Origin of the sequence: Pantoea sp. EA-12 (genome assembly GCF_030053355.1) — a bacterium.
Classification (GTDB): Bacteria; Pseudomonadota; Gammaproteobacteria; order Enterobacterales; family Enterobacteriaceae; genus Pantoea; species Pantoea vagans_C.
Window position 1 is genome coordinate 47,475 of sequence record NZ_JASGBY010000022.1, and the last position, 13,958, is coordinate 61,432.

Here is a 13,958-nt window from a genome sequence, read left to right on the forward strand (position 1 = left end):
TGGCAATGATGGATATTCTGAACGCCCAACTACTACTTCACTGCCCCTTCTGTCACACCGCTAATAAACTTGCGCTGGAACACCAGGAACACCGCCACCAGCGGCATAATCACGATCATCGCGCCCGCCATCAGCACCGGAATGTCGATGGTGTTTTTGTTCTGGAAGAACATCATGCCGATGGGCAAGGTGCGTAGTTCATCTTTGTTGACCAGAATCAGCGGGATAAGAAATTCGTTCCACGTCCAGATAAACAACAGCAGTGCGAGCGTAGAGAGCGTGGGCCAGATAGCGGGTACCAGAATGCCCCATAGAATTTTGCGGCGCGATGCGCCATCCATCACCGAAGCTTCCACCAGTTCTCGCGGCACTTGCTGCAGTGTGGTGGCAATCATCAAGGTGGTAAACGGCAGCGACAGCGCAATTTGCGGCAGGATCAGCGCCAGATAGGTGTTGGTCAACCCCATCCAGCGCAATTCGTGATAAAGCGGAATAATAAAGGCTTCACTCGGCAACACCATGCCCAGCCCCAGCATCGCCGCGACCACTTTCTTGCCGGGGATCTTCAACCAGGCAAAACCGAATCCCGCCAGAATACCGAGCAGAATACTGCTGATCACCACCGGAATCACCACCAGCACCGAGTTCATAAAGTAGACATTGAAGTGCCCCTGCTGCCAGGCGGTGACATAGTTTTTGAAGTTCAGCGACGAGGGCAGCGTAAATACGCCCTGAAATAGCTCCATCTGAGTTTTGAATGAGGTCATCAGCGCCATAAAAAACGGCAGGATGGTCATCAGCGCGACAATCCAGATCAGCGCGCGAGAGGCTATTGGCGTGCCACGCATCAGTGTCTCTCCCGAATGGCAAAGTGAATGAATGCGTTGATCATCAATACAATCAACATGCTGAACACCGCCACCGCGGAGGCATAGCCAAAGTAGTGCAGGTCGAAGCCCTGCTTATACATAAAGATGTTGGTCACCATGGTTGAGGTGCCAGGCCCGCCTTGCGTCATCACGTAGACCAGGTCGAAAGCCTTGAGGCTGGCAATCACCGTCAACAGCAGCGCAATACGCAGCTCCGGACGCAGCGAGGGCAGCGTAATCCGCATAAATTTCTGACGACGCGAGGAACCATCTAAATCGGCTGCCTCAAGCAGCGACGGATCCATGCGCTGCAAACCGGCCATAAACAGCACCAGGCAGAAGCCGAAGAAATACCAGGTCGCCACCAGCCCAACTGCTGGCAGCGCCCAGGTAAAATCGCCCAGCCAGGAGAGCGCCAACTGCGGTAAACCGATAGCGCGCAGAAACTGATCGATGGGGCCAAATGCCGGGTTGTACAACCAGCGCCACACCACGCCCAGCACCGCCATGGGCATGATATACGGCAGGAAAAAGAGGATGCGCAATACGCTACGCTCTTTGGCATTGCGCGTGTCATACAGGAAGCTGCACAGCAGCAGACCTACGCCAATCGGTAGCAGGGTGTAAAACAGCATCAGCAGCGCATTGTTGCCGAGTGCCACCCAGAACACCGGATCCTGGAACATGCGCATATAGTTGCTAATGCCCGTGAAAATCGGCCAGGAGGTGCCATCCCATTCGGTGAAACTGATGCCAAGCGATGCCAGCAGCGGCAGAAGTAAAAACACCGCGTATACCAGCACGGCGGGCAGAAGATAGAGCGCATTGCGCCAGGCAGATTTGTTCAGCATAACCTTACTCGCTTGCGGGCCTGTTCACGGCCCGGCGTGATTGCCGGGCCGGACGTCATCAGTGCTTCAGGGTTTTCAGGTAACGTTGGTAGTTGTTGTCGAAATTAATGACCATTTGATCCGGCGTCTGCCGTCCTGCCAGCAACAGCTGAACATTCTGATTCAACTCCGCGTTCATGGTCGGCGTGGCCCAGTCAAGATAATGGCCAAGACCATCATGATCGTTGAGGGTCACCCAAACTTGATAGGCTTCAGCCAGCAGTGGGTTGTCCGCTGGGATCTGGGCGTTTTTGCTGGTGCCCGCTGGCAGGAAGCCGACTTTCAACCAGCGGTTAGCCATCTCATCAGAGACGATGTAATCGATGAATTTGGCGGCCGCATCTTGCTGCTCTTTGGTTTTTGCGGTGCTGGTGATCGAGAACGCCAGGTCAGTCCCGCCGACCATCAATGCATGCTGCACCCCTTCACCCATCGGCATCGCGGCAAAGTGCAGATCTTTGTTGTCTTTAAACTGGCCGAGATACCAGGTTCCGCTCACCAGGAAAGCTGCCTGACCATTCTGGAACAGTGTGGCGGCATCATCATGCCCAATGCCTTCGAAACCCGGGAAGAAGTAGCCTTTGTCTTTCCAGCTCTTCATCATGGTCGCCGCTTTCACCAGCTTATCGTCTTTGAAAGTCCCGCCAACGTCGTAAATCAGATCGTCCAGCGCCTTGCGGTCTTTACTCTCTATTTGGGCTTCCCAAACGGTACTCAGCAACTGCTGCCCCATGTTGCCATCCAGCAGACCCAGCATCATCGGCGGCGTACCGGCTGCTTTCAGCTTCGCCATTGCAGCTTCCAGTTCCGGCAAGGTTTTAGGGACGGCCACACCCGCTTTATCTAACAACGCTTTGTTGTAGTAGAGCCCGACCATTTCCCCCAGGCTCGCCACGCCATACAGGTTACCGCTGCCAAAATCCTGCTTATCAGACCAGCGGTTACGTTTGAGAATCGAGTCCGGGAAACGTGTGGTCCAGCCGTAGGTCTTGGCGTAATCATCCATCGGCCACAGCAACTTATCTTTCACCAGCGATCCCATATCGCCACCGCCCTGATTGACCTGAGCGATTTGCGGGCCATCACCGGCGGTCAACGCCAGCTTGAGCGGGATGCGCGTATCTTCAAATGAGTGCACCGAGCGCTGAATCGTGATGCCCGGATTTTTTTGCTGGAACGCTTTAACCGCTTCATCCACCGCTTCGGTCTGCTGCGGATAGTTATAAATATCCCATTCATTCAGCGTCACCGCCTGGGCTGACACCATGGTTGCGCCGAGCACGATCCCGGCAGAAACCAGACGCGACAAGCTGCGCAGTGAGCTTTTCATACGGGACGAACGCTGGGTTGAATCACACATCATGCTCGGTTTCTCCAACAGATGACTGGCATCCCTTCATCTCGACACCTGCCGGTCCTGACAGGTTGATGCAGCTGCAATAACACCGTTAATTCATACTTACTTTATGAACAAAAGAAAGTCAAACATCGGCACTGTGGAATTTTTGCTCTGTGATACAGTGCAAAAAGTGAGAAGAAAAGCGGCTTAAACAGCAGAGAACCCTGTGGTTTCGTGCAGATATCGCACATTAAACGAGCATCCACCTTATGCATCAGCACAAACCACCAATACAATTAACCCACTGACATATCATATGAAAATTCTATAGTTATCGAGTTAATCACTGGGCCATACAGGGACAGGTAACGCGGATTACCGCATAGCGTGGGCGGATGCGGCTATCAAAGCTTCACAGGTCATAACCGTAAATTAGGGTTGATGCCTGCTTTGTGCGCCAGGTCAATTATTACACCTTGAAAACTAAGTCAGCTTTCTTTACCGTGAAATCTGTTCATCTCCTGACCATAGAGGCACCCCATGACCGCCGAAGGTGTTATTCGTCGCGCGAACGAGGCTGATTTTCCCGCCCTGTCGCATATTTGCTTAGAAACCGCCAACGCCGGAACCGACGCCACGGCGCTCTACTCCGACCCGGCGCTGCCCGGCCTGCGTTTTGTTATTCCGTACGCGCGCTTTGCACCTGAGTTTGCTTACGTACTGGAACAACAAGGTGAGGTGGTGGGCTATGCCGTCGCTGCACCCGACACGCGCGCCTTTGAGGCTGAGCTAAACGCATCGTGGTGGCCTCGCCTGCAACAGCAGTACCGCGATTACACGCCTCGCGCCCCACTGGACAGCAAAGTACTGGATGCGATCCACCAACCCGATGAGGCGGCAGAACAACTGGTGAGCCAGTGGCCAGCACATCTGCACATCAACCTGTTGCCCCCGGCACAGCAAGGTGGCTGGGGACGTAAATTGATTGAACAGTTGCTGCACGAGCTGCGGGCAGCAGGCGTACCCGGGGTTTACCTCGGCGTCAGCCTGCAAAACGAGAAAGTCTGTGGCTTTTATCAGCGCCTCGGCTTCACGCCGATTCTGCGCAGCAACGCCATCTACATGGGCCAACTACTCTGATTGAGGCACCGCATGACTAGCCTGCACCTGCAAAACGTGAAGAAGTCCTATGACCATGTCAACGTCATCCACGGCATCGATCTCACCATTAACAGCGGTGAGTTCGTGGTGTTTGTGGGCCCATCCGGCTGTGGTAAATCAACCCTGTTGCGCATGATTGCCGGGCTGGAAGAGATAAGTGACGGTAAGTTGCTGATTGAAGGTGCAGATATGACTCAGCAACCCGCCACTGAACGTGGGATTGCCATGGTGTTCCAGTCTTATGCTCTTTATCCCAACATGACGGTGCGCGGCAATCTGGCTTATCCGCTGGAAGTGATGAAGAAATCCAAAGCTGAGATTGAGCAGGCGATTAACAAGACGGCCGCGAGCCTACACCTGACAGAACTACTGGATCGCCTGCCGCGCGCCCTCTCTGGCGGTCAACGCCAGCGCGTCGCCATTGGTCGCGCCATTATTCGTCATCCGCGTATTTTCCTGTTCGATGAACCGTTGTCGAATCTGGATGCGGAGCTGCGTTTACAGATGCGCATTGAAATCGCGCGCCTGCATAGCTCGCTGGGTAACACCATGATTTATGTTACGCACGATCAGCTGGAAGCGATGACCCTAGCCGATCGCATCGTGGTGCTGCGCCAGGGCCGCATCGAGCAAGTGGGTGCGCCGATGGCGCTGTATCACGATCCTGATAACCTGTTCGTCGCCGGGTTTATCGGTTCACCGAAGATGAACTTCCTGCAGGCAGAAGTCGCGGCAGTTGCGCCTGGTGCGGTGCAGTTGCGTGTGCCCGCCTTGGGCATTCACTCGCTGACCATGAAGATTGATGCCGCTTGCCGCGAAGGGCAAAAGGTCACGCTTGGCGTGCGCCCGGAGCATTTTGCACCGGCCAGCCACGACGCTGAGGCCCTGAGCTTTAGCGCCGATTTGTCCTTTAGCGAGATGCTCGGGCACACCAATTACCTCTATCTTGATATTGGCGAAGAGAAGTTATTGGTCATTGAGGAGCGTAACGCGGCGGAGCATGAGATGGGCGAGCGTGTGAGTTATCAGATTTGCGCTGAGCGCGGCATGCTGTTTGATGAGCAGGGATTGCGGTTGCGTTAATATTCTCCGGTGCGCATGAATGCGCACCCTACGAAAACCGCCTACGATCGCCGTAGGGTTGCCATTTATGGCGATCTGAGACTAAACAACTTCCTCATCCGCCTTCGCCGCCAGTAAATCCAGTAACTTATTCACCGCGAATCCTGCCGCACCTTGCGCCCACATACGATTGGACTCAGTGAGAAACTGCAGCGGTGTCATGTGTGGCGTCAGCTTCAGACGGTAAGTCTGGAAACTCTGAGTGATGTGATCGAGCAAAATGCGCGATGCCATTTGCGGCTCCATCGCCAGATACACCACATCGGGATCGTACGCCACGGAAAGGTTTGCCAGGGATATGCCCAGATGCTGCCCTGCCTCCGCCAGTATGGTTAACACCTCAGGCGTGGGCTGCTGGTCCAGATCGCGTAGTGTCTGTGGCGCCGCCTCTTTCATCGTCACAGCCACGCGCTGCAAAATGGCCTGGGATGAGGCAACATCCTCCAGCAACCGTTCAGAGCCATCACCCAGCAGTGAGACGCCAATTTCTCCGGCTTTACCATGGCGACCGCGATAGAGTTGACGGTCAAGCAAGATCCCCGCACCGATACCTTTGCCGAATGTGGCAATCACCGCTGACTGCGCATGCCCCAACTGACCAAACACCAGCGCCGCCATCGCCAGCGCGTTGGCATCATTTTCAATAAATACCGGCAGCGAAAAACGCTCTTCCAACAGGCGTGCAATCGGTACATTGTTCCAGCCCAGCGCGCGGGATAACACGCAAACCCCGTTACTGGCATCCACCAGTCCGGAGAGCGCCAGGCCAATCGCGCCGACTTTTTTGCCTTCCACACCACGCAGAAACTTCGCCAGTGCATCACCCAGCTGTTTAGGCGTCATGGCGCCGGAAGGGATTTGCTGCTCGCCGATAATATTGCCGCTGAGATCGGTTAAGACAATGAGGTTACGTTCGGCGTTGAGCTGAATGCCGACCACGCTGGCGTGATCTGGATTCAAACCCAGCAGCGTTTTGGGTCGACCCATTGAAACGCGACGCAGCCCCAGCTCCTGCACAATGCCGCCGGAGAGCAGGCGATTCGTGGCCTGAGAAACCGTCGACATGCTCAGGCCGCTTCGCACTTTAAGATCGGATTGGCTGATCGGTGCATTTTCGACAATCAGTCGCAAGATGCGGGCAGTGACGTTGGGAGCGGTCATGGATCTCTTTATCTGCAAGTAAAGGGTTAAGCCGGTTGCTGACTGAACTGGCTCGCCAAACGTAACGCGCCGCTAAGCGCATCCTCCTGTGGCGGCACCAACTGAGCCACAATCGCGGCCGGCAGCCAGGGTTGAATCGGTACGGCTAAGCCGCCCATCAGCGCCAGCTTGCCATGGCTGCGGGCCAACAGCGGCTGCACCATCTGCTCAATCTCGGCTGCCGTTTGCTGCAGCAGTGCCACGGCGTGTTCATCGCCCTGCTGCGCAGTGGCGAAAATCTCTGGCACCACCCGGCCCCAGTCAGCGGGCGTTGCCTGCTGTGACCAAATGAGCATCTGTTCCGGGCTGTGTTGATGAAGTGCCATGATGCGTTCGGTCAACGGTGACGCGGGCACAATACCTTCCTGTGCCAGCAGCGCCAATCGCCGTGCGCGCCGTCCGAGAATCGCACCTGATCCGTCATCGGACAAGGCAAAACCCCAACCGCCCAGCAAGGTAAACTGTGTGCCATCCCAGGCGGCCCCCTGGCTGCCCGTACCGACAATAAACACCGCCCCCGGCGCACCGGCATGTGCGCCCGCGCAGGCGATCTCAACATCAGTAAACAAGTAACGTGCCTGTGAGCGTGGCTGCCAGCTCTGTAGGCGGGCGTGAACCGATGCCACATTCACACCCGCCAGCCCCGCCACTAGGGTGGTGCGATCACGTGCCTCAGCGGCTAAGCCAGCTTGCAGAAACAGCTCATCAATAACGTTTTCAACCGCCTGAATAGCCCCCTCAAACTGCGACCAGACATTGGCAGGCCCGCCTGTGGCTTCAGCCAGCACACGACCGGCGCTATCTGTCAGGCGTCCACGACAGTGCGTACCACCGCCATCAATTCCCAGCAAAAGTGATTGCACGCGTTTCCTCCTGCCTGCCGCACACGGCATGACGCTTATAGATGTGCGAAAGATAGGGGAAAAAAACTTAAATCGCAATCACAAATAAATACACATTCCCTATAGTTAATTAATTGTCATATAAAACATAAAGATAATTAAATTCCACAGTTTGAGATACGGGTTACGGATTGACATTAGTTTTTCTGGCGTAATAAGTTAACGGTCAGATTATCAGCAGCCTGATGGGTCGGGCAGCTAACAGGCAACGGGCTTCAGGGGTACAACATGAAAGTGGGTATTATTGGTCTGGGCTTTCGTCTTTCCCATGTGGTGAAAGAGTTCAACAAAGCCGACGCAGAGTTCTCCGTGGTGGGTTACGTCGATCCAGCGCCTGCTGGCTTGCCGAATCTTCACACCTTTGGCATAGATGCAGGCGTGGCATTCGACAGCGTAGATGCCCTGTTACAGCATGGCGGCTTTGACCTGCTGTTGGTGGGTTCGCCGAACTTCATGCACCTTGAACACATTCGTCAGGGGCTGGCTGCGGGATACACCGTCTTCACGGAAAAGCCGGTGGTGATCAATGAAGAGCAGACCATGGCGATGGCGCAGCTGGTGAACCAATATGGCCATGAGCGCATTCTGGTGGGACTGGTGCTGCGTTACTCCCCGCTCTATCACGATTTGCTGAACGCGCGTGATGAGCATCGTCTGGGCGAAATCACCTCCATTGAAGCCACTGAGCACATCAAGCCCTATCACGGTGCCTTCTTCCAGCGTGACTGGCGTCGTCTGGAGAAGTATGCCGGTCCTTACATTCTGGAAAAATGCTGCCACGATATCGATCTCTATCAGGGGTTAGTGGGTGAGCGCCCAATACGGGTGGCCAGTTTTGGCGGACGTAAAAACTTCACGCCACAGCATGCGCCTACCGGCGCGGTCACGCCGCAGTCGGAGGTGTATCACGTCAAACCTAGCGGCTGGTCGAGCACCGATGCGGTGTTTGATGGCGATGCGGATATTGTGGATTATCAAACCGCACTGATTGAGTACGCCAACGGCGCCACCCTCGCCTTCCACGCCAACCTCAACGTCCCGGATGAGTTCCGCCGCTTCTGCGTCATGGGCACTGATGGCATGGCTGAGGGGGATTTTGTGCGTAACTACTTCCGCGTACACAACGCCCGCACTGGCGAACGCGAAGTGGATACCACCTACAGTGGCAATGCCTATGATGGCCACTACGGTGCCGATGCGCTGATGGCAGAAGAGATCGTCAAACACATTAAACAGGGCACCCCGCTGAAAGTCTCAGTCGTGGATGCCCTGGAGGCGGGTCTCACTGCGATTAAAATCGATGAAGCGCGAAAATCGAAAACCGTGGTGGACATGACAGAGAGCTGGAAACAATTTGACGCCAGCCTGGGGAAAACCGCGACCGTTTAATCAGCGCGAGTATTGGTGGGCAGCGACGGGCGGCCAGAGGGCCGCACCTTACCAATCGCATCCTATAGACCGCAGAGGGTAAAGCTGTCGGGCGCACTTTGGTGCGCCCGACAGCTTTAAACGGTTTCATTCTCCAGCTTCTGCCGTTTACGCAGGTGCGGGAAAATTGTCATCCATACCGCCACCACCACCAGCGTGCCGATACCGCCGAGCGCTGCCGCTGGCACCGCCCCCATCCAAGCCGCCAACATGCCTGATTCAAACTCGCCCAGTTGGTTTGAGGTATTAATGAAGATGGCATTGACCGCGTTAACACGTCCACGCATGTCATCTGGCGTATCCAACTGCACCAGCGCCCCACGGATCACCATACTTACCATATCGAAGCCGCCGAGTGCCGCCAGCGCCAGCAGCGACAGCCACAGTTGGGTAGAGAGCGCAAACACCAGTGTCGCGACGCCAAAACCGGCAACCGAGCCGAACATGATCATGCCGACGTGCTTTTCCAGTTTATGACGGCTCAACCATACGCCCACCAGCAGTGCGCCGACAGAAGGTGCACCGCGCAGCATGCCCAATCCCCAAGGCCCGGTATGCAGGATGTCTTGGGCAAAAATAGGCAGCAGTGCAGTTGCTCCACCGAGCAATACGGCAAACAGGTCGAGGGAAATGACCCCGAGCACATTCTTACGCTCGCGAATAAACCGTACACCCGCAAACATATTGGTGAGGTTCATCGGCATACGCACCTGCGGTGGGCGCTCGTACCGCAATCGACTGACCAGCACGAGAGAAATCAGGTAGAACAATGCCGCGACGCCATACACCACATCGGGGCCCGCAACATACAGCAGACCACCGAGTGTCGGACCGATAATTACCGCCGCCTGACCGCCAACGGAGCTGGCGGCCATCGCTCGCGCCAGAATCGACGGCGGTACCAGCGCTGGCAGCATAGAGGTAATAGAAGGCCACTCAAGGGCTTTAGCAACGGAGATCAGAAACACCAGTCCCCAAATTTCGATTTTGTCCGCCCAGTGCAGTAGCGTCAGCACCACCAGTCCCAACAAGGCCAGACACTCAATCAACTGTCCCAACAAGACAATGCGACGACGATCAAACTGGTCAGCCAAATGGCCTGCAGGCAGAGCCAATAGCACAGAAGGTAAGAATTGCATCAGCCCGATCATGCCAAGCGCCATTGCACTGTGGGTGATGGCATAGATTTGCCAGCTGACCGCAACGGAGAACATCTGAAAACCAAACGATGAACAGGTGCGTGCCAACCAGAAGGCGACAAACGACCTGTGCCGCAACAGCGAATCTTCTGCTGCGGATACCTGTGAACCCATAGTTTTTATCCCATCCTCAATCACTGTTCCGGCTGGCGTCATTGCACCAACCTGGTGAAAAGCCCTTAGCTGGCTCTCTTTATGTTTTTCCGGCCACAGAGTGCGGCATCTTGCAGGTACAGGCAATGGCTAGCCGTGCGCTTTAAAAACAGTTGCTTATCTTAAATTCTGCTAAGCATAGAGTTCTGAATATTAGCAGGCTGATTGTTTTCAACCGAAAATATCCAAATCATTCCGAAAGTTCCAATAACTATTTAATTATTACCGCTTCGCTGGCGATCATCTCTTTATCAGAGACAGCTAAAAAACGTGATCTTTTCAAACAAATCAGTCTATATTGGAAGTGTAAAGATCACAGCAGTCTTGCCGTCCTTATAATAATTAAGACGCTCCAATTAATTAATTTATTCGCAGAGATAAATGGAAAACAGTTCATACAATCCTTATGTTACTGAGCGTATCCGTCGCTTCGACGGCGTACTGACCGGTGTCTGTTATTCAGCACCCTTTATGCATTGTGAACAGGAAAGCCCGAGATTACTTAATGGATGCAACATAATTTCACTGCATAATCAGTTGCCCGATACGCCTGAATTAATAATCATCCCTTTAGCGGGAAATATACTGACGCGCTTTTTACAGGCACCGGAAATTTATTCCAGCCTGCAGTCAGAGAATGTGCGTCTGGCAATCAACTATACCGGTTTACTTCAGCAGGATAAGGCCTTGCGGGAAGCGGCTCAGCATTTTTCTTTCTGGCTTTATGATTTGGCGCCACCGGGTACTTGCTGGAAGAATATTGCTTCATTTCCCTTTAGTGGAATAGTTCTGACTGATGAATTCTTCAACGATAATTATCTCAAGTTTAGCTTTCCATTTCTGCTTGGCTCCTGCCGGGAAAGAGAAGCAGACGTGATATTACGCACGCCGCAGCTATCCCTGCCGCTGGCGAAGTATGAAGATTTACAGCTTTCTGGCTGGCAGGAACAACGCACCAGCAGCGTCCTGATTGAAGTGTAAACGGTTACACAAAACTCCGCACCTTGGCGTTATGGCCCGATCTCTTCGGGGATAACGCTTTAATCTCCTCATAAAATGTCGCACTACTACCATTCCAGAAGTGCAAAGCACTAAAAAAATCAAACCCGTTAACGTTTTTAAGATAAAATTTAACGCAAAGGGATCATCTGGCGTCATGGAAGTGCGCCGATCGTACATCTTAAGTCACTTCGTACTCTATGTCGGAAAACAACCCAATGCGTTGTTTTCTTTTAAGTTTATGGCAAAGAAAGAGGTTAATATTATGGGGAAAGCTTCCTCATCTTTTGGCGTGATTCGTTTCCTGACAGTGCTGTTCGCACTGCTCACGGGCGCATTTATGCTGGTTGGCGGCGTTTGGTTAGCCGCCATTGGAGGTTCCTGGTACTACGTTATTGGCGGTGTGATTATGTTGATCACCGCTGTTCTGCTGTGGCGCCGTAGCGGCGCAGCGATCATGCTGTATGCCTTACTGCTGTTGGCTACGCTGGTGTGGGGTGTCTGGGAAGTCGGTTTCGACTTCTGGGCGCTGGCACCACGTACCGATGTGCTGGTGATCTTCGGCATCTGGTTGATTCTGCCGTTTGTCTATCGCGGCCTGAACCATGCGGGTAAAGGTGCTCTCGGTCTGATGGCCGTTGCATTGATTGCCAGCGTACTGGTTCTGGCGTGGGCGGTATTCCACGATCCGCAGGAGCTGAATGGTGAAATCCCTGCGGCGGCGGATAATGCCCCGCAAGCGCAGCCATTAAGCAACATCAAGGATGCAGACTGGCCAGCCTATGCGCGTGACCAGCAAGGCACCCGCTTCTCACCACTGAAGCAAATCAACAGCGGCAACGTGAAGGATCTGCAGGTGGCCTGGCAGTTCCAGACAGGCGATCTCAAGACCCCGAACGATCCGGGTGAAATCACCGACGAAGTGACGCCGATTAAAATCCGCGACACCTTGTATCTGTGCTCACCGCACCAGATTCTGTTTGCGCTGGATGCGACCACCGGTAAGCAGAAATGGAAATTCGATCCGGGCTTGAAGCCGAATCCAACTTTCCAGCACGTCACCTGCCGTGGTGTTTCTTATCATGAAATGCCTGCTGCCGCTGATGCAGCTAACACCCAGCCTGCGCTGTGCTCGCGCCGTATTTACCTGCCGGTAAACGACGGTCGTCTGTTCGCGCTGGATGCCGAAACCGGTGAGCGTTGCCCATCATTCGGTAACAACGGTGAGCTGGATCTGCAGCACAAACAGCCGGTGCTGACCCCAGGTCAATATGAGCCGACTTCCCCACCGATCATCACTGATACCACTATCGTGATTGCCGGTGCGGTCACCGATAACTACTCAACCCGTGAGCCGTCAGGCGCCATCCGTGGCTTTGACGTCAACACCGGTAAACTGCTGTGGGTGTTTGATCCGGGCGCGAAAGATCCTAACGCGATTCCAGATGACGAACACAGCTTCACCATGAACTCGCCTAACTCTTGGGCTCCGGCTGTGTACGATCCAAAACTGGATACCGTTTACCTGCCGATGGGCGTTTCCACTCCAGATATCTGGGGCGGCAACCGTACGCCTGATCAAGAGCGTTATGCGAGCAGCGTGCTGGCCCTGAATGCCACTACCGGTAAGCTGGTGTGGTCATATCAGACGGTGCACCACGATCTGTGGGATATGGACCTGCCGTCACAGCCGACGCTGGCCGATATCACCGACAAAGATGGCAACACCGTACCGGTGATTTATGCCCCGGCGAAAACCGGTAACATCTTTGTTCTGGATCGCCGTACCGGTAAGCCTGTAGTGCCAGCACCAGAGACGCCAGTGCCACAAGGTGCTGCGAAAGGTGACCACGTTTCTCCTACTCAGCCGTACTCCGAACTGACCTTCCGTCCAAAAAACAATCTGACGGACAAGGACATGTGGGGCGCAACCCTGTACGACCAGCTGGTGTGCCGCGTGATCTTCAAGCGCCTGCGCTATGAAGGTCCGTTCACGCCACCGTCTGAGCAGGGTACCCTGGTATTCCCAGGTAACCTCGGCATGTTTGAGTGGGGCGGTATCGCGGTTGATCCACATCGTCAGATCGCGATTGCTAACCCAATGGCACTGCCGTTTGTCTCTAAACTGGTGCCACGCGGTCCGGGTAACCCGATCGAACCCCCAGCTGACGACAAAGGTGGTTCAGGTACCGAAACCGGTATCCAGCCACAGTATGGCGTGCCTTATGGTGTGGAGCTGAATCCGTTCCTGTCTCCGTTCGGTCTGCCGTGTAAACAGCCAGCATGGGGCTATGTCTCTGCTGTTGACCTGAAAACCAACGAAACCGTGTGGAAGAAACGTATCGGTACCGTTCGCGACAGCGCACCGGTTCCAGTGCCGTTCAAGATGGGTATGCCAATGCTGGGCGGCCCAATCACCACCGCCGGTAACGTGTTCTTCATTGGTGCGACTGCCGATAACTATCTGCGCGCGTTCGACACCAACACCGGGGAAATGCTGTGGCAAGCACGTCTGCCAGCCGGTGGCCAGGCAACACCGATGACCTATGAAGTGGATGGCAAGCAGTATGTTGTCATCGCGGCAGGTGGTCACGGTTCGTTTGGGACTAAGCTGGGCGATTATGTGATTGCTTATGCACTGCCAGATGCGAAGTAAGCCTCTGGGTTAAATGAAAAAGGCGGGCTGAGAGGCCCGC

Annotated in this window: 11 protein-coding genes; 5 read left to right on the forward strand and 6 right to left on the reverse strand. The window is 54.5% G+C overall.

The genetic code is table 11. The annotated features are described in order from the left end of the window. Positions 1 to 32: 32 nt before the first annotated feature. Genes QMZ30_RS23695 through QMZ30_RS23705 form a run of 3 tightly spaced genes read right to left on the reverse strand, consistent with a single transcriptional unit; the run spans position 33 to position 3,119 of the window. A complete protein-coding gene (locus QMZ30_RS23695; RefSeq protein ID WP_283229110.1) occupies positions 33 to 848 on the reverse strand; it encodes a carbohydrate ABC transporter permease in 816 nt (271 codons plus the stop codon). Further along, positions 848 to 1,720 (reverse strand): carbohydrate ABC transporter permease, encoded by an 873-nt coding sequence (locus tag QMZ30_RS23700; protein WP_283229111.1) that lies wholly within the window; start codon positions 1,718 to 1,720, stop codon positions 848 to 850. The genes QMZ30_RS23695 and QMZ30_RS23700 overlap by 1 nt, the downstream gene beginning before the upstream one ends. A 58-nt stretch (positions 1,721 to 1,778) precedes the next feature. Continuing rightward, positions 1,779 to 3,119, reverse strand: coding sequence for an ABC transporter substrate-binding protein (locus QMZ30_RS23705; protein ID WP_283229136.1), 1,341 nt, complete (start codon positions 3,117 to 3,119; stop codon positions 1,779 to 1,781). Between the two features lie 519 nt (positions 3,120 to 3,638). Here QMZ30_RS23705 and QMZ30_RS23710 point away from each other — a divergent pair. Further along, entirely contained in the window at positions 3,639 to 4,238 is a 600-nt protein-coding gene (locus tag QMZ30_RS23710) for a GNAT family N-acetyltransferase (RefSeq protein WP_283229112.1), read from the forward strand. Between the two features lie 12 nt (positions 4,239 to 4,250). After that, positions 4,251 to 5,342 carry an ABC transporter ATP-binding protein gene (locus QMZ30_RS23715; RefSeq protein WP_283229113.1) on the forward strand — a complete coding sequence of 364 codons (1,092 nt, stop codon included), beginning with the start codon at positions 4,251 to 4,253 and terminating at the stop codon, positions 5,340 to 5,342. 81 nt (positions 5,343 to 5,423) lie between these two features. Here the strand turns inward: QMZ30_RS23715 and QMZ30_RS23720 are convergent, their stop codons facing one another. Beyond that, positions 5,424 to 6,542 (reverse strand): ROK family transcriptional regulator, encoded by a 1,119-nt coding sequence (locus QMZ30_RS23720; protein ID WP_283229114.1) that lies wholly within the window; start codon positions 6,540 to 6,542, stop codon positions 5,424 to 5,426. 26 nt (positions 6,543 to 6,568) lie between these two features. Beyond that, entirely contained in the window at positions 6,569 to 7,444 is an 876-nt protein-coding gene (locus tag QMZ30_RS23725) for a glucosamine kinase nucleotide-binding domain-containing protein (RefSeq protein WP_283229115.1), read from the reverse strand. A 267-nt stretch (positions 7,445 to 7,711) separates the two neighbouring features. On the opposite strand from QMZ30_RS23725, the gene QMZ30_RS23730 reads away from it, so the two are divergent. Next, on the forward strand, positions 7,712 to 8,872 hold the full coding sequence (locus tag QMZ30_RS23730) for a Gfo/Idh/MocA family protein (RefSeq protein ID WP_283229116.1): 1,161 nt from the start codon (positions 7,712 to 7,714) through the stop codon (positions 8,870 to 8,872). A 116-nt stretch (positions 8,873 to 8,988) separates the two neighbouring features. On the opposite strand, the gene QMZ30_RS23735 is transcribed toward QMZ30_RS23730, so the two are convergent. Next, positions 8,989 to 10,224, reverse strand: coding sequence for an MFS transporter (locus QMZ30_RS23735; RefSeq protein WP_283229117.1), 1,236 nt, complete (start codon positions 10,222 to 10,224; stop codon positions 8,989 to 8,991). A gap of 420 nt (positions 10,225 to 10,644) precedes the next feature. Here QMZ30_RS23735 and QMZ30_RS23740 point away from each other — a divergent pair, with 420 nt between their 5' ends. Continuing rightward, positions 10,645 to 11,244, forward strand: coding sequence for a hypothetical protein (locus QMZ30_RS23740; protein ID WP_283229118.1), 600 nt, complete (start codon positions 10,645 to 10,647; stop codon positions 11,242 to 11,244). 283 nt (positions 11,245 to 11,527) lie between these two features. Further along, positions 11,528 to 13,918 (forward strand): glucose/quinate/shikimate family membrane-bound PQQ-dependent dehydrogenase, encoded by a 2,391-nt coding sequence (locus tag QMZ30_RS23745; protein WP_283229119.1) that lies wholly within the window; start codon positions 11,528 to 11,530, stop codon positions 13,916 to 13,918. The last annotated feature ends 40 nt before the right edge of the window (positions 13,919 to 13,958 follow it).